The following is a 16,524-nucleotide window of genomic DNA, read 5'->3' on the forward strand; positions in this document are numbered from 1 at the left end:
AGTCTTTATGATAATGAGAGGATGTCCGCAATGGACATTCTCTCATCTCCAACCATATTTTGTTTATAAATTATTGAATAACAGCTACTATACTATCTTTTCGAAAGCACTTCCTACTCACTAATCATCAAATAATATCCCAATTTTTACCATAAAATAGAGAAAAATTACCCATTTTCACAATATTTATCTTATAATTTTGCCAACAACAAACAAACCGAGAAACTCAAAATAATAATGTTGACCTCGATTTATTTAATAACTATTAAAAACATGATTATGGATTTAAAAAGACTTGCCAGAAGGGCATTAGCTACTCTATTTTTGAGTATGTTGTGTTTAGTCGCTTTTGCACAAGGACGCCAGATTACGGGTACGGTTGTCGACGGTACGGGCGAAACTGTGATAGGAGCAAATGTTTTAGTGGTAGGAACCACAAACGGTGTCATTACAGATATGGATGGTAATTTCACTCTGCAGGATGTTCCTGCCAATGCCAAACTTCAAATTTCATTTATCGGTTATGTGCCACAGACCGTTGCGGTAGGTAGCCAAAACCACATCAAAGTTACATTGAAAGAGGACTCTCAAGCACTCGACGAAGTTATTGTTATCGGTTACGGCACAGTGAAAAAACGCGACCTGACAGGCTCCGTAGCGTCAGTTAATAATGAAGTCCTGACGGCTAACCCTGTTTCTAATGTATCACAAGCACTGCAAGGCAAACTGCCGGGCGTGACAGTAATCAGCCAAGACGGTCGCCCAGGTGCTGATGTGTCTATCCGTGTGCGCGGTGGCGGCTCCATCACGCAGAGCAACGAACCGCTGTTCGTAGTAGACGGATTTCCTGTAAGCTCCATTTCGGACATTCCTGCCGACCAGATCGAATCTATCGACGTACTGAAAGATGCTTCTTCCACAGCCATCTATGGTGCGCGTGGTGCGAATGGCGTAATCCTGGTTACCACCAAAGGAGCAAAGAGCGAAAAGGTAACCGTCACCTACAATGCTTATGTACAAACAAAGACTGCCGCCAAAACCCTGGATGCCCTCAATGCGCAGGACTACGTGAAGTACACCTGGGGCTATGCATCCGCTTTGGGAGACTCTTATAAAGAAGCGGTTGAGAAGTACTTCGGCTTGGGTGCCAACTATGGCAACAAATTCGCTGACTACGCCAATGTAAAGGCTCATGACTATACGGATGACTTGTTGCGTTCGGCCCTCTCGCACACCCACAACCTTTCTGTAATGGGTGGAGGCGAAAAGACCAAGATTGTCTTCAATGTCAACTACCTGAATGACGAAGGTATCAAAATCAACTCAGGTTATCATCGCTTCAACACCTCCCTAAAACTGAAACAGGAGTTGCAGAAGAACCTGAATCTGGACTTGGACCTGCGCTATATGGAAGATGAAACCACCGGTAAAGAATCTTCTACCAATGGCAAAGGTTCCCTTCTCTCCGGCGCTTATCGTTGGAGAGCGATTGATGAGCCGCTAGGTGACGCCTCCGACTTCTCCGGTTTCCTGCTGGGTGCAGACAATGTGGACGCAGCTTACGGCAGCCCCGTAGAGTACACCAATGACATAAAGAACATCGCCAACCGACAGAGCCTCAGAGCATCTGCCGCCATCTCCTGGGACATAATCAAAGGATTGACAGCACGCAGTGAAATAGGCGCCGGTCGCAACTGGAGCGAAACAAAGTATTATGAAGACGGATTGACGCAGAAAAACAAGTATGCCAAACTGACTAAAGGCAACGGTTACAATATACGCAGCGTAACTACCCTAAACTATCAGGTTCAAGGACTGAGTGAGGACCACAGTCTCTCTTTCTTATTAGGTAACGAGATACTGATCAGCAAATCCAACTCTTCTGAGATAATAGGTGCAGGTTATCCGGCGGGATTCGACTTCGACCAGACCTTCGGCATGATTGACCAGACAGATAAATCACTGGCCAAAGATGCCTTCAAGAATACGATCGGCACTCCTAAGAAGACCGTATCATTCTTCGGGCGCGCCAACTACTCACTGCTGGGACGCTACTTGCTGACCGCCACGTTCCGTGCTGACGGTTCTTCCAAGTTCTCTCCCAACCACCGCTGGGGTTACTTTCCCGCCGGCGCCTTCGCATGGCGTTTATCCGATGAACCATTCATGGAAAGTGCCAAGGACTGGCTGGACAACCTGAAGGTGCGCCTATCTTACGGTCTTTCGGGCGCCGACAACATCGACTCTAACTTATGGAAGGAAACATGGACCTCTTCTACCGTAGCTTTCAATGGTATCACCTACTCCGGCTACAAGCCCAATGGTATGCTCTCTAACCCCGACCTGAAGTGGGAAACTACCACTTCACGAAATCTGGGTATTGACTTCGGCTTTATGGGCAACCGCCTGGCCGGTAGCATCGATGTATATTGGAACACCACCAAAGACCTGCTGATGTGTGTCCCTATCGACGAAACCACCGGCTACTCTTACCAATACCAGAACATCGGACAAACCTCCAATAAAGGTATAGAACTCTCTCTGAACTACGACATCGTACGCACGAAGAACTTCTCGTTCGGCGTCTCGGCCACTTACAACTACAATCATAACAACATTGACAAGTTGTCCGGCAATATCATCGCGCAGTATGGTTCGCAATGGGCTTCCACTTCTACCTCGCCCGCCTACGACTATCTGTTTAAGGAAGGCTCGCCGGTTGGCTTAATCCGCGGATTCATCAGCGATGGTTACTATTCCACCAACGACTTCAACTACGACGCTTCTACCGGTGTTTATACACTGAAAGAAGGAGTGGCTGATATCGCTTCCAGCATCACGGGCAACTATCCCAGCCCATTCAAACTTGCCGACGGTCAGAATGCATTCCCCGGCGCATTGAAGCTGCGCAACCTGAATCCGGAAGAAGATAACCTCGTGGACTCTGACGACGTGACAGACTTGGGTGAAGTGATGCCAAAACATACCGGTGGCTTCAACCTGAACGCCACGTGGAAAGGCTTTGACGTCAGCGCCGGTTTTGCCTGGGCAGCAGGAGGACATGTTTACAATGTCAACTCTCTGATCAATATGTACGGAAACAAAGATACCGGTTTGGGAGCCAACAAACTCGCTTTCGTCAACAATTGCTACCAGTTGTACGAAGTGCAGAATGGCGAACTGATACCTGTAACGACTCCCGATGCACTGAATGCGCTGAACGCCAACGCCAAGTATTCAGTACCTTATATGGAGAACGGTGTGGCTTACTCTACCTTCGTTGAAGATGCTTCTTACCTGCGTCTCAACACGTTGACTATAGGATATACCCTCCCGAAAACATGGAGCAAGAAGGTCGGCATGCAAAAAGCGCGCCTCTATGCCACTGCCGGAAACCTGTTCACCATCACCGGATACTCCGGCGTTGACCCTGAAGTGAATGCAGACCCGAACAAGAGTACGACCTCCAACAACAAAGGCAAATATCCGATGTTGGGCATGGACTACGGAACGTATCCGCGTGCCCGTACCTTCACTTTCGGTGTAAACATAGAATTCTAATCAGCCCATTAACCGTAAAAACGAAAAGATAATGAAAAAGTTATTATATACCTTTATAGGTGCAGGCCTTATGCTGCTCGGCACCACTTCATGCGAGGATTTCCTGGAAACCTCATCCCCCTCGGACGCTACTCCGGAGTTCGTATTCTCTGATGCAACAACCGCTCGCGCCGCCTTGATGGAAGCCTACGAAAAATGGCGCGGCAAAGCCTATGTACATGCCAACGGATTATTCTACGACCTGGTTGTCAGCGGTTCCGACTCCGAACGCCATCCCGAAACATACTCCGCCCAGTCACGCCACATCCCCGAAAACCTATATCTGGGCGGAACCGCCTCGTTCAATATTGACGACAGTAAGGCCAACAATGGTGTCAATGCATGGCCTGCGCTGTACAGCATTATTGCTACCTGCAACACTTTGTGCAATGCAGTAGAAGGTACCGATACCTATACAGGCATCAAAAACGGCACTGCCACCACAAATGAGCTGACCGACCTGTACGGACAAGCCGTTACATTGCGCGCCACCGCCTATTTTGAACTGTTGCGCTTCTGGGGAGACGTGCCCCACAACCTGATGCCGGGTAAAGAGGCCGAAGGCTTGACTCCGCGCGACCAGATTTACGAGTATCACATCAACAAGTTGAGGGAAGTGGAGCCTTACATGTTCCGCCTAGGCGAAAGCGCTACGGCTGACGCAACTGTGATGACGCGTACCTATACTCAAGGCCTGATAGGCCGTATGTGCCTCTATGCCGGAGGTTACTCTACCCGCCGTACGGATTTGGGTGCCGATTTCTACAAAGACTTGGAAGGCAACGTGCTATCTATGGAAAAGAAGGTGCAGGGAACAGCCAACAATGCTATCTATGCGCGCCGCTCAGACTATCTGAAGTTCTATGAAATAGCCAAGACTTACCTGTCGGCTTGCGCAGGCAATTCCGGAACAGCCGCACTCTGCCTGAATGATCCCCGTGCCGAGAGCGGTAGCGGACAGAAATTCAACAACCCTTTCCAGTACGTCTTCCAGCAGAATATGAATCTGACGCTTTCTACTGAAAGTGTGTATGAAATAGCCGAAACCCGGGGTGCATCATCCGAACGGCCTTATGCTTTCGGTCGTCCTGCCAGCGGTTCCGGCTCGAAAAACTATCCATGTAAGAACTACGGGCAGAGCCGTTTCCATCCTACTTATTATTATGGTGATTTTGATCCCAACGATATGCGTAGAGACGTGACTTGTACAGTGACCGGCACCGTTGGCGCTTCGGGCATAGAGAAACTGCTGCCTTTCACTCCCGGTTCGCAGGCCAATGGCGGCGGTATAGCCAACAATAAGTGGGATGAAAACCGCCAACCGAATCCTTACTGGGAAGGTCAGCGCAAGTCGGGCATCAACAATCCGTATATGCGTATGTCGGACGTCATTTTAATGCTGGCAGAGGTATATGCGGAACTGGGCGACGAGATGACTGCAAAACTGGAATTGGCTAAAGTACACAACCGCGCATTCGCTACTACCGAACTGGCCGATCTTGACGGTTTCATCAATAAACACGGTGGCATAAAGGGCGCCATTGCCCAAGAACGCAAACTTGAGTTCGGCGGTGAAGGCTTACGCCGCTATGACTTAATCCGTACCGGTGAGTTCCCGGCAGCCATCAAGGCTATCAGAACCGAACTGGCGGCAATGGTCAATGGGTTGCAATCTCAGGGTTACTATACATTCGAAAACGGCAACACCATCTCCAACTATGTGTGGGTGAAGAGTGTAGACGCAAAAGCCAGCAAAGGATATCGCTTGACGACTCAATGTACAGACGTAAACGACCCGGTACTGTATCCGGGATGGAGAGGTGTGTATGATGATTGGGAAGCATTGTCCGGCAACAGTATTTACGGTGCCAATCCGGGTACAAACCTTGCCATCAAGGGATTGTTCAATCATATAGAGCCGGGCAGCGCTGAGGCTCAGGTGCTGGAGGCTGACGGATATACAAAGACGGAGTGGGGTAAGACGATAGTTGACTTTAAAGAGGATTACTCTTCTTCTGTATTCTGTGGTTACGTAGAGGGTGAGGCTCCTATCTACTTTGTCCCTTTCACCTCGGTAGCGGTAAAGGCATCAAATGGTAAGATTGCGAATGGATATGGATTCAGAAACGAATAGGCATTCAAGGAATAGGTCTATGATTGAGGTCGCGAGATTTTAGGATAGACATTCTTTGCGAAAGAGGGTACGACGTTCGATGTTGTACCCTCTTTTTTTTGCCTACATATAACATTACAAAACATGCTAACTTACGATGTTCAATAATTCAGTATACGAGTGAATGACATTCAGTATCCCCTCTTAGAAATACTTATTCCGCCACTCCGAACTTAAAAACAGTTTCTGAGCGAAACTTCACGCCGGGCCTTAACAGCGTAGTAGGGAATTGCGGTTTATTGGGGCTGTCGGCAAAGTGCATCGTCTCAAAGCAGATGGCGTTGCGGTGCGGATAAGCTATCCCCTGCTTCCCCTTTAGCTTGCCGTTGTGTCCGTTGGCGGTGTAAAGATGGATGCCGGGCTCGGTGGTATGCACTTCCATGGTGCGCCCGCTTTCCTTATCCGTAATCAGGGCTGCCCTATGCAGTTTGTCATTCAGGCGATTGATTTTCCAGGTGTGGTCGTAGCCTTTGGTCACTGCCAGTTGGCGGTCAGTTTCGTCTATCCGGTCGCCAATCCGCCGGGTAGAGGTAAAATCGAAAGGCGTGCCCTTCACAGAAAGCAAACGCCCAGTCACGCATTTGTCCGCATCATACTCGGCAATGCTGTCGGCATCCACCCACAGCGCCTCGTCAAGAACGTCGCGGGAGAGCTTGCCGCTAAGGTTGAAAAACGAATGATTGGAGGGATTCAACACGGTAGGCTTGTCGGTTTCAGCTTCATAAAGGATGGACAGCTCGTTGTCATCCGTCAGCCGGTAAGTGACGGAGAGCGTAAGGTTGCCCGGGAAGCCGTTTTCACCGTCGGGAGATGCATATAGCAATTGCAGACAACGGCGGTTACTTTTCTTCACCGTCCACACCCGGTCGGCAAAGCCAGGGTAGCCACCGTGCGAACAATGTCCGCCGCCACTGGCCTGGAGATTATAAACGGTTCCGTCTATTGCAAACTTGGCACCCAATATCCGCCCGATATATCGGCCAACGACCGAACCGAAATTCTGGCGATACCGACGGTAGTCACTAATATTGTCGAAGCCGCAGACGATATCCTGCTGCTGCCCGTCTCTGTCGGGAGTCATGACGGACACCACGCGGGCACCGTAGTTGGTGATACAGACTTCAATGCCTGCGGCATTCTGCAATCTATACAGACGGGTCTTCTTTTGATCCACCATCGTCCGGAAGTTATCCGAGGATAGCCCGGACAAAGAGACAAAATCTCCAGAGACACAAGAACTCAAAAGAAGACCCGCAGTTGTAAGTACAATGTAGAATGTACGTTTCACGATTCAGCCCTTATTTCTTCAGGAAGTCAGGGCGCATGGGACTGAAAGTATCAATCAGAGTACCCGCTTCCAGGCAGACACATCCGTGCGGCTTGTCGGGAGTCTTGAAAAGGCAGTCGCCTTCAGACACCACTTTCGTTACTCCATCAATGGTAAACTCAAACTTACCTTTGGCCACATACGTGCATTGGCTCTGATAATGATGATGGGGAGCTCCCACTGCACCTTTCTCAAATGCCACTTTTACCATCATTAATTGGCCGTCATAACCCAAAATCTGGCGTTTTACACCTCCACCAAGGTCTTCCCAAGGTGCATCTTTACCGAACACAAACGGTTCACTTCCTGTTCTTTCCATGTTTTGTTTACATTTAGAGTTGTTTTCACTTTTGTTCTGTGCCTGCACACCCGTAAAGGTCATTAAGCAGAAGCAACATGCAACACTAATCAACTTACAATAGTTCATTGCATCAAAAAGATTAATCTGTTAATAATTGAGCCAAAGATAACGATTAAAAACAGGAACAGAAACACTATCTGCCGGCGAATAACAATATTTCCACTATTTAAAACAATTAATCCTCTAAAATGAGAGGTTCCCAGTCTGCTTAAATGAAAGAAAAGCACTTATTTTGCAGCATACCAAATTGATATATCATGAAAAGAAAACACGCCCTTTTATATCTCCTGTTTTTGATGCTTCCCTGGCAAGCCTTCTCACAGGCAGAAGTTTATCACAATCCCATTCTGGGAGGAGATTATCCCGACCCTACCATCATGCGTGAGGGAGATGATTACTACATGACACATTCAGCTTTCGACTACCAGCCGGGACTAACCGTCTTCCACTCGCGTGACCTCGTGCATTGGAAACCCATCAGTCATGCCCTCAATACCTATCTCGGTTCTGTTTGGGCACCGGATATTTCCAAATACAAAGACAAATACTATATCTATTTCACCGTAGCCTTCCCTAAAGGACGCAAGAATTACGTCACATATGCCTCCTCTCCCTACGGACCTTGGAGCGACCCGGTAGATTTAAAAATCGGTAATATTGATCCTTGCCACGTGGTAGGCGAAGATGGCAGCCGATGGATGTTTATGAGCGCCGGAAAGAGGGTACGGCTGACAGACGACGGACTCGCCATTGTGCCCGGCACTGAAGAAGTGGTTTATCAGGGATGGCAATATCCCGATGATTGGGTGACAGAAGGTTTCTGTCTGGAAGGTCCGAAACTCAAGAGAATAGGAGAATATTATTATTACCTCAACGCAGAGGGGGGAACAGCCGGTCCGCCTACCAGCCACATGATAACCGTCGCACGGTCTAAATCTATTAACGGTCCGTGGGAGAACTCGCCCTACAACCCTTTGGTGCATACTTATAAAAATACGGATCGCTGGTGGTCCAAAGGACACGGCTCATTGATTGATACGCCCGAAGGCAAATGGATGGTAGTTTACCATTCCTATGAAAATGGTTTCTACAATCTGGGCAGACAAACATTGATGGAACCGGTAGAGCTGACGAAAGACGGATGGTTCAAGACATACGACAATATTGATATTGAGAAAGCAATTCCCTGTCCTGTCAAAACCCAGACAAACGATGACCGATATGCCAGACTGGACGAGTTCCGCGTGGGATTGGAGTGGAAATTCTATAAATCCTATGAACCCGAAAGGATAACCGTAAAAGACAAAAAGCTGACCTTTAAGGCTAAAGGGACAGACATTCGTACCTCACCTCCCATCCTGTTTGTAGCAGGACAGCATGCTTACGAAGTAGAAACAAGAATAGAAATAAAAGGTGATGTAACCGCCGGAATAGTGCTTTACTACAATGACCGTTTCTTCATGGGCACGGGTTTCAACAAAGAGAAACGTGTGCGCTATCGCAAAGGAGAAGAACGTGGCAGTGGAAATCATAAACAACCTGTCACCAGTTTATGGTTGCGCCTACGCAACGATTGCCATATCATCACAGGAGCATATAGTTATGATGGTGTGACATGGAACAGGGAAACCTGGGGCATGGATATCTCAGGGTATCATCATAACACTCTTTATGAGTTTCAAAGCGTGCTGCCGGGGTTGTTTGTATGCGGCAACGGGCAGGCAGAGTTCAAAGATTTTAAATTCACCATACTAAACAATTAAGCAGGTATGAAAAAGAAACTGATATTGAGCCTGCTGCTTTCCTGTATCCTTTTGCCAGGAACTTACGGGCAGACAAAAAAAGAGCAACAAGTATTGCAAGTTATGAAAACGGCTACCCGATATATGATGGATGTAGCCAGTTATAAAGGTGGCTTCGTATGGAGTTATCTTCCCGATATGTCCCGCACATGGGGAGAAATGGAGGCCAAACGAACGATGGCATGGATTCAGCCTCCCGGCACCCCGGCAGTAGGACATCTCATGCTCGACGCTTACCATGCCACTCATGATGAATATTACTATCAATGCGCCGAAAAGATCGCCAATGCCCTTATCTGGGGACAACTACCCTGCGGGGGATGGAACTATATGTTCGACTTTGCCGGTGAGAATTCCATCAGACAATGGTATGCCACCATCGGGAAAAGTGCCTGGCGGTTGGAAGAGTTTCAACATTATTACGGCAATGCGACCTTCGATGATGAAGGTACGATGCAAGCAGCCAAGTTTCTTCTCCGCCTATATGTGGAGAAGTACGATCCCGCCTATCGGGCACCGTTAGAAAAAACAATCCGTTTTGTACTGGAAAGTCAATATCCGATAGGAGGCTGGCCACAACGCTACCCGTTGAAATACGACCATCCCTTCCAGGGGAAGCCGGACTATTCCTCTTTCATCACCCTGAATGATGACGTAATCCCCGAAAACATCGACTTCCTGGTGCAATGCTATCAAACATTGGGAATGCAAGATCTGAAAGCTCCCATCATGCGTGCCTTGAATTGTGTACTGATTTTGCAACAAGGCGCACCATATGCAGGCTGGGCAGACCAATACACAGTAAACGACCTGCAACCGGCACACGCCCGTTCTTATGAACCGAGAAGTATAAATACCGGTACTACCGCCCATATCGTTATGAAGTTGATGGACTATTACAGACTGACAGGCGAAACCAAATTCCTATCAGGAATTCCCGCCGCCATCCAATTTCTGGAATCCATGAAGTTACCCGAATCGGAAGCAAAAAAATGGAAGCAGCCGGCACGAGACAATGCCATATTAGTCCCCCGCTTCATCGATCCGGAGAGTGGCAAGCCTCTATACGTGCATCGGAAAGGTTCAAACGTGACAAACGGGGGATATTATATAGACCAAAACATAGAAAAAACGATCGGGCATTACAGTTCGGCAACCTATATCAATATCAGTTCTTTGAAAGAAGCTTATGCCCGGACGATAGCCTTACCCAAGAAAGAAGCAACGAAGAGCTCCCCGTTCGTACAGGACACATGCATCTCTTTGGACAAATTTTACTATCAACCCCGCCGGTATGGCAGAAAGAGTACATCCGCAGAGATGCTGATGAAATCACTGACCAAAGAGGGTTATTGGTTGTCCCCCATCAAGCAGATTTCAAATATCTACAAGCCTGCCCCGGAGATGGCGGCAAGTGATGATACCCGGTATATGGAAACAATGGTAGGAGATGAATATGACACATCACCATATACACCGGAGAAAGAAATCATGGGAATCTCAACCGGGATCTTCATCGAAAATATGACAACATTGATTCACGCATTACAGAAGGAGTAGCTACTTACTCCTTCTTCATCACCTTATCTCTATACTCAGTCGGCGTCATTCCCATCTTCTGTTTGAAGCACTTGCTGAAATAGCGCGGATCATTGATACCTACCATATAAGCAATCTGCGTCATGGAGTATTCACCGGTTTCTATAAACTGGACGGCTCGGTTTATGCGCATCTCCTTGATGAACTCAATGGGGGCCAATCCCGTCAGAGTTTTCAGTTTCTTAAAGAATACGGAACGGCTGACAGCCAGTTCCTGCACCAAATCATCCACTACCAAATCACCGTTATCCATATTCTTCTCCATCAAATCCACCAATTTATCCATGAACTTACGGTCATTAGGAGACATTTCCGGCCCTTTTTCTTCCACAGTTTCTGCCGTAGAGTCAACGATTGAATTCCCCGTCATCAGGTTATCACGGTATATGCCCTGCAACTTCTGACGTTGGGTAAGCAGATTCTTTACACGAGCTTTCAGATAAGTGGCACTAAACGGTTTTGTTATATAATCGTCAGCACCATATTCCAAACCTTCCAGTTTACTTTCGATGGAGGTCTTGGCCGTCAGCAAAACAATAGGAATGTGACTGGTAGTCATGTCTGCACGCAGTTCACGAGTCATGGCAATGCCATCCTTCTCAGGCATCATAACATCACTGATGATGATATCCGGAAGAAATTTCAATGCTTTACTCCAGCCCTGCATACCATCCACAGCTTCTACAACCCTATATTCCGATGCAAAGATACTGCGCAGAAACAGGCGGAGTTCCGAATTGTCTTCTACAAGCAACATGGTTCCTTTAGAGTCCGCAGCTTCTTCCTCTTCTTCCGAAGTACCCTCCCCTTCCGGTTGAACCGGCACTTCATTTGCAATATCAGTCACCTGCTCTATAACTTCCATACCCACAGTAGCATCGTCCTGCAAGAATTCTACCGTTTCATCATAATGTTCCTTTCCTCTCTGAAAATCAACTTTAAAGCAACTGCCTTCACCCAGTTTACTGTCAACCGTAATAACCGCTTTGTGCATTTCCACCAGTTCCTTCACCAAAGACAAGCCGATACCGGTACTTGACTGGTTGAACAGGTTACGATCCACCAGATTCTCAAAACGGACAAACAATGACTTTTTCTTATTATCGGCAATGCCTATTCCCTGATCTTCCACACCTACGGAGACCGTTTTCTCATCTTCACGGATAAATACAGTTATCATTTTCCCGTTCGGAGTGTATTTAAAGGCATTGGAAAGCAGATTGAATACTATCTTTTCAAACTTATCCGCATCCACCCAAAGATACAATTCATCCTTCTCCGTTTCGAACAGGAAGTCTACCTGATGTTCTTCGGCAACAGACTCGAAGTTCTCCATAATCTTACGGGTGAAAGCGACCACATTAATGCGTTGCACCTGCATCTTCATCTTCCGGTTCTGTATCTTCCGGAAGTCCAATATCTGATTGATAAGCCTCAGCATACGGTTCGTATTCCGTTCCACAACCTGCAATTGCTCACGGGCATCGTCCGGAAGTTTCGTATTTTCCAAAACATACTCCACTGGTCCGGAAATCAAAGTCAACGGAGTGCGCAATTCGTGAGATATATCAGTAAAGAAACGAAGTTTCATGTCTGTCACCTGCTGCTCTACCGAGACTTCATGCTTCAAACGATAAATAGTAAACAGGATGTATACCGCCGCTACTATAATCATAATAAAGAAAAGTATATACAAGAAATATGCGAACGGAGTCTCCCAGAAAGAAGGGAGAATCTCGATATCCAGCGTGCGCATATTTTCAGTCCAAACCCCGTCTCCATTGGTCGAACGGACTTTAAAGACATAGTGGCCTTTCGGCAGATTGGTATAAGTCGCGGCACGTTGTTTTCCTACAGAGTTCCAATCCTTTTCAAATCCCTCCAGAATATAAGCATACTGGATTTCGGAAGGTGCGGAATAATCAAGTGCAGCGAACTGTATAGTGAAAATATTCTCTCTGTGCGACAACACCAGTTCCCTCGTGTCATCTAAAGCCTGTTTCAGCACAGAGCCCTGTCCGGGCAGTATGTCCTTATTGGCAACCAGCAATTTAGAGAAAACAATCGGCGGTATATAATTGCTCTTGCGAATGGAATCCGGGTTAAAAGAAAAGATACCTGTGTTAGCCCCGAAAAGGATATTGCCCGATGCTGTGTATTCCGAAGCGGCTTCACTGAAACGCGCCCGGAAAAAGACTTCTTTATCCGCATAGTTCTCGAACCTTTCTTCAGAAGGAACGAACTTACTTATGCCGTTTTCCGAACTCAACCACAAACTACCGTTCTTGTCCTCCCGTATAGAAAGTAACACATCTGAAGGAAGACCGTCAGACACCGTATAAGATTTGAACGCAGCATTACCTTCTTTATCCAGAGATATCAGCTTGTTCAGTCCACCGCCAAAAGTAGCGATGAAAAGTTCTTTCTTCTGAGTCGACACAATCCAATGTACATCATTGTTACTCAGACTGTGTTCATTGTCCGGAATGCGCAGAAAATGATGAAACTTCACATCCTCGGGATTCTTGAAGTTTTCATCAATCATCAATGCACCGACGGTGGTTCCGATCCAGAGATGCCCCTGATAGTCACCCGTAATAAAGCGGGCTTTAGAACAATAGTCTATAGGATAGCCTTTCAGATTATTACGGTGATTCACAAAGATTGCTTTTCCGTCTTGGTTATTGGCCATATAGTTTATGCCACCGGCAAAAGTGGCAATCCAGATACGCCCTTTATTGTCCTCGTAGACACAGTAAACGTTGTCATCGCTCAAGCTGTAAATATCATCTTCCTGATGCTGGTAACGGATAAGTTTATACTGATAGGCATTCTTGGTCTTTTCCGCTTTCACCAGTCCGTCTCCTTTCGTTGCAATCCAGAGGTTCTGTTTGCTGTCCTGCAAAACGAAATACACATTGCCACGCATTGGAGTACCACTTTGCGACACGTTACCGGACTCCGTCAGATAGCCCCGGTTCGCACGATTCTTGTCATACACCCGCAATTTGCCATCTTTCAAACCTACCCACAAATTCCTGTCCACATCCTCACAAAGAGCACGTACCTCATTGCTCAACGATTCATAATTATGGGGTACCGGAGTCATTACCCGGAATTGAGACGGACGGAATGTGATCTTCTCCAGTCCTTTGGAGTGTGTACACATCCATAAATTACCCTGACTGTCGGAAAAAGCGGTATGGATTTTATTGGAGAAACGCCAGTCGTGTCCCGACAAGCTATTATAGAAGGGACGTAAGCTGTTACTCTCACGGTCAAAGTAAGAGAATCCTCCACCATAAGGATGCACCCACAATACTCCGTTGACATCTTCGTGGGCATGGAATGCCGGACGCGAACGGTCGGTACTGGTGGGTTCCACGGCAATTTCTTCGCGTTTCAGGACTCTCGTACGAGGATTGAAATGCACGATTGAACCCGGAGTATGCTGTTCGAACCAAACTTCAGATGCCCTATCCACATAGACTGAATAAATAGAACCATTCGGAAAACGGGAAGCCGGAAAGTGTTCCATCTCCTCTGTCTTAAACTTGCAGGAGAAAAAACCATCTTTCGAAGTCGTAAATATCATCTCTTCCCCATCTATATCATCGATGGACACAACACGGGAAGAAGCCTGTAAACTTAATAATGAAAATTGTCCGCTCCCCTTCTGATAACGCCATACGCGCCCGTTGCCCGAACCGAAAAAAATCTCCGAGTCATGCTCCAGACAAGAATAGAAAGCCTGTCCGCCTTTCTTTTCCCGCTCCGTGGTTTCTGAGAAATAGAACACCGGCATTTTCTCTCCGGGTGCCAGCATACCTAATCCATTATCGGACAATATCCATTCATTGCCTGAACGATCCTCATAAACATGAAACACGCGGGTTGCGGCAAATTGTCCCGATTGGGCGGGGAACCATTGTGAAGTCAGACTATAATCTTGTGGATCAGTCGTCACGCGGACAGCCCCTTCTGTTTCCGACAACAACCAGACGGTTCCTCCCGGAAGCACTTTTATCTTTGTTATGTTGGCTGCGGAACCACCTTCATTCTCCCCCGGCACACGCTCAAACGTTTCGGTGCGGGGATCAAAACGATAGGCATGATTGTCATAAGTCTGCAACCAGAGAAAACCCTGTTTATCTTCGGTCATATAGTCCACACGGTTATGGCTCAGTACAAGACGATTTTCGAGTCTTGCCTTATACGTTTTGAATGAATATCCGTTGAACTTATTAATGCCATCCCACGTAGCAAGCCACACATTCCCTTTTTGGTCTTGCAGAATGCTCATTATTGTATTTTGGGAGAGTCCGTCTTCAGACGAATAATGGGTGAAAAAACAATCCGGTTGCGCTTTTACTGACACCGCACATACCAACCCAACTATTAGATACAAGATTTTTTTCATCATAGCACGCCTATTCTATGCGGTAAAGATACGGAATTCATATAAAAATCATGTATCTTTGTTTGCATTTTAACAACCACAAGCTATGAAGCGCATTACAATTATTCTTTTAGTAGTCCTTTCCGGACACCTCTCCTCCATCGCCCAAACAGATACTGTTTCTTATGGCGTCATCAAAAACATGCCTGTTTTCTACGAACAGTTGAAACAGCAACTTACTTATCCGATGGCATGGGGAAACTCCCCTGTCCGCAAGTTCGACAAATGGCGTTCGCAGGCACGTGACGTTTTATTGGAGTGCATGCAGATACTACCTCCTGCTCCTGTCGATTATGATATGACAGTAGTTGCCGCAGAACAACGCAAAGGATACGAAGCCCGGAAGATAATGTTCAATGTATCAGAATGGTGCCGGATTCCCGCATACCTGTTAGTGCCGGATGGTAAAGGTCCTTTTCCGGCTGTCGTCATGCTGCATGACCACGGTGCCCATTTCTCCATTGGTAAAGAGAAAATGGTACGTCCGTTCGAAGTAACCCCCGAGATAAGGACGGATGCCGATAAATGGGCCGTAGGCTGTTATGACGGACAATATACAGGAGACTATTTTGCCGAACACGGATACGTGGTATTATCCATCGATGCCCTGTTCTGGGGAGAACGTGGCCAGAAAGAAGGAGTAGACTATGACGGGCAGCAGGCTTTGGCCTCCAACTTCCTGCAAATGGGCAGTTCCTGGGGTGCCTTCATCAACATGGATGATGTGCGAAGCGCCGAATTCCTGGCGTCACTCCCGTTTGTTGATAAAAACAAAGTAGGTTGTCTCGGCTTCTCAATGGGCGCTTATCGTTCCTGGATGCTTTCAGTAATCACCGACTGCATAAAGGCCTCCGCTTCTATCTGCTGGATGAATACCACCGAACACCTGATGACATTGACGAACAATCAGAATAAAGGCGGTTCAGCATTTTCCATGTTATTGCCCAGCCTGCGCCGCTACCTGGATTACCCGCATACAGCAAGTATCGCGTGCCCCAAGCCTACCCTATTTTTCAATGGTACACGGGATAAACTATTTCCTGTTGAGGGAGTAAAAGACGCATATAGTATCATGCAATCCGTGTGGCAGAGTCAGAAAGCTTCCGACCGTCTGGTAACCAAAATATGGGAAGAGAAGCACTTCTTTAGTAAAGAAATGCAGCGGGAAACACTGGACTTTTTCAATAAGTGGCTAAAATAACC

The 16,524-nt window shown here is 47.1% G+C and carries 8 protein-coding genes; 5 read left to right on the plus strand and 3 right to left on the minus strand.

The genetic code is table 11. The annotated features are described in order from the left end of the window. The first annotated feature begins 279 nt into the window (after positions 1–279). Together BUC01_RS02425 and BUC01_RS02430 are read left to right on the plus strand one after the other, a co-directional pair. A complete protein-coding gene (locus BUC01_RS02425; RefSeq protein ID WP_073312668.1) occupies positions 280–3,561 on the plus strand; it encodes a SusC/RagA family TonB-linked outer membrane protein in 3,282 nt (1,093 codons plus the stop codon). Positions 3,562–3,592: 31 nt separating this feature from the next. Beyond that, positions 3,593–5,734, plus strand: coding sequence for a RagB/SusD family nutrient uptake outer membrane protein (locus BUC01_RS02430; protein ID WP_025830871.1), 2,142 nt, complete (start codon positions 3,593–3,595; stop codon positions 5,732–5,734). A 193-nt stretch (positions 5,735–5,927) separates the two neighbouring features. Here BUC01_RS02430 and BUC01_RS02435 read toward each other — a convergent pair whose 3' ends face one another. Next, positions 5,928–7,061 (minus strand): aldose epimerase family protein, encoded by a 1,134-nt coding sequence (locus BUC01_RS02435; protein WP_025830870.1) that lies wholly within the window; start codon positions 7,059–7,061, stop codon positions 5,928–5,930. A 10-nt stretch (positions 7,062–7,071) separates the two neighbouring features. After that, positions 7,072–7,419: a cupin domain-containing protein gene (locus tag BUC01_RS02440; protein WP_025830869.1), complete on the minus strand. Its 348-nt coding sequence runs from the start codon at positions 7,417–7,419 to the stop codon at positions 7,072–7,074. Between the two features lie 299 nt (positions 7,420–7,718). Between BUC01_RS02440 and BUC01_RS02445 the strand changes: the two genes are divergently transcribed. Continuing rightward, positions 7,719–9,224: a family 43 glycosylhydrolase gene (locus BUC01_RS02445; protein ID WP_025830868.1), complete on the plus strand. Its 1,506-nt coding sequence runs from the start codon at positions 7,719–7,721 to the stop codon at positions 9,222–9,224. Between the two features lie 6 nt (positions 9,225–9,230). Then, positions 9,231–10,823 carry a pectate lyase gene (locus BUC01_RS02450; RefSeq protein ID WP_073312613.1) on the plus strand — a complete coding sequence of 531 codons (1,593 nt, stop codon included), beginning with the start codon at positions 9,231–9,233 and terminating at the stop codon, positions 10,821–10,823. 4 nt (positions 10,824–10,827) lie between these two features. Here BUC01_RS02450 and BUC01_RS02455 read toward each other — a convergent pair whose 3' ends face one another. After that, entirely contained in the window at positions 10,828–15,282 is a 4,455-nt protein-coding gene (locus tag BUC01_RS02455) for a hybrid sensor histidine kinase/response regulator transcription factor (RefSeq protein ID WP_025830867.1), read from the minus strand. Between the two features lie 85 nt (positions 15,283–15,367). On the opposite strand from BUC01_RS02455, the gene BUC01_RS02460 reads away from it, so the two are divergent. Next, positions 15,368–16,522, plus strand: coding sequence for a dienelactone hydrolase family protein (locus BUC01_RS02460; RefSeq protein ID WP_025830866.1), 1,155 nt, complete (start codon positions 15,368–15,370; stop codon positions 16,520–16,522). Positions 16,523–16,524: the final 2 nt, after the last annotated feature.

The organism is Bacteroides stercorirosoris (genome assembly GCF_900142015.1).
In the GTDB taxonomy this organism is placed as follows: Bacteria; Bacteroidota; Bacteroidia; order Bacteroidales; family Bacteroidaceae; genus Bacteroides; species Bacteroides stercorirosoris.

Excerpts from the sequence above, each read along its gene's own strand:
- BUC01_RS02425 (WP_073312668.1), top strand. The coding sequence starts at position 280 with ATGGATTTAAAAAGACTTGCCAGAAGGGCATTAGCTACTCTATTTTTG.
- BUC01_RS02430 (WP_025830871.1), top strand. The coding sequence starts at position 3,593 with ATGAAAAAGTTATTATATACCTTTATAGGTGCAGGCCTTATGCTGCTC.
- BUC01_RS02440 (WP_025830869.1), bottom strand. The coding sequence starts at position 7,419 with ATGGAAAGAACAGGAAGTGAACCGTTTGTGTTCGGTAAAGATGCACCT.
- BUC01_RS02445 (WP_025830868.1), top strand. The coding sequence starts at position 7,719 with ATGAAAAGAAAACACGCCCTTTTATATCTCCTGTTTTTGATGCTTCCC.
- BUC01_RS02450 (WP_073312613.1), top strand. The coding sequence starts at position 9,231 with ATGAAAAAGAAACTGATATTGAGCCTGCTGCTTTCCTGTATCCTTTTG.
- BUC01_RS02455 (WP_025830867.1), bottom strand. The coding sequence starts at position 15,282 with ATGAAAAAAATCTTGTATCTAATAGTTGGGTTGGTATGTGCGGTGTCA.
- BUC01_RS02460 (WP_025830866.1), top strand. The coding sequence starts at position 15,368 with ATGAAGCGCATTACAATTATTCTTTTAGTAGTCCTTTCCGGACACCTC.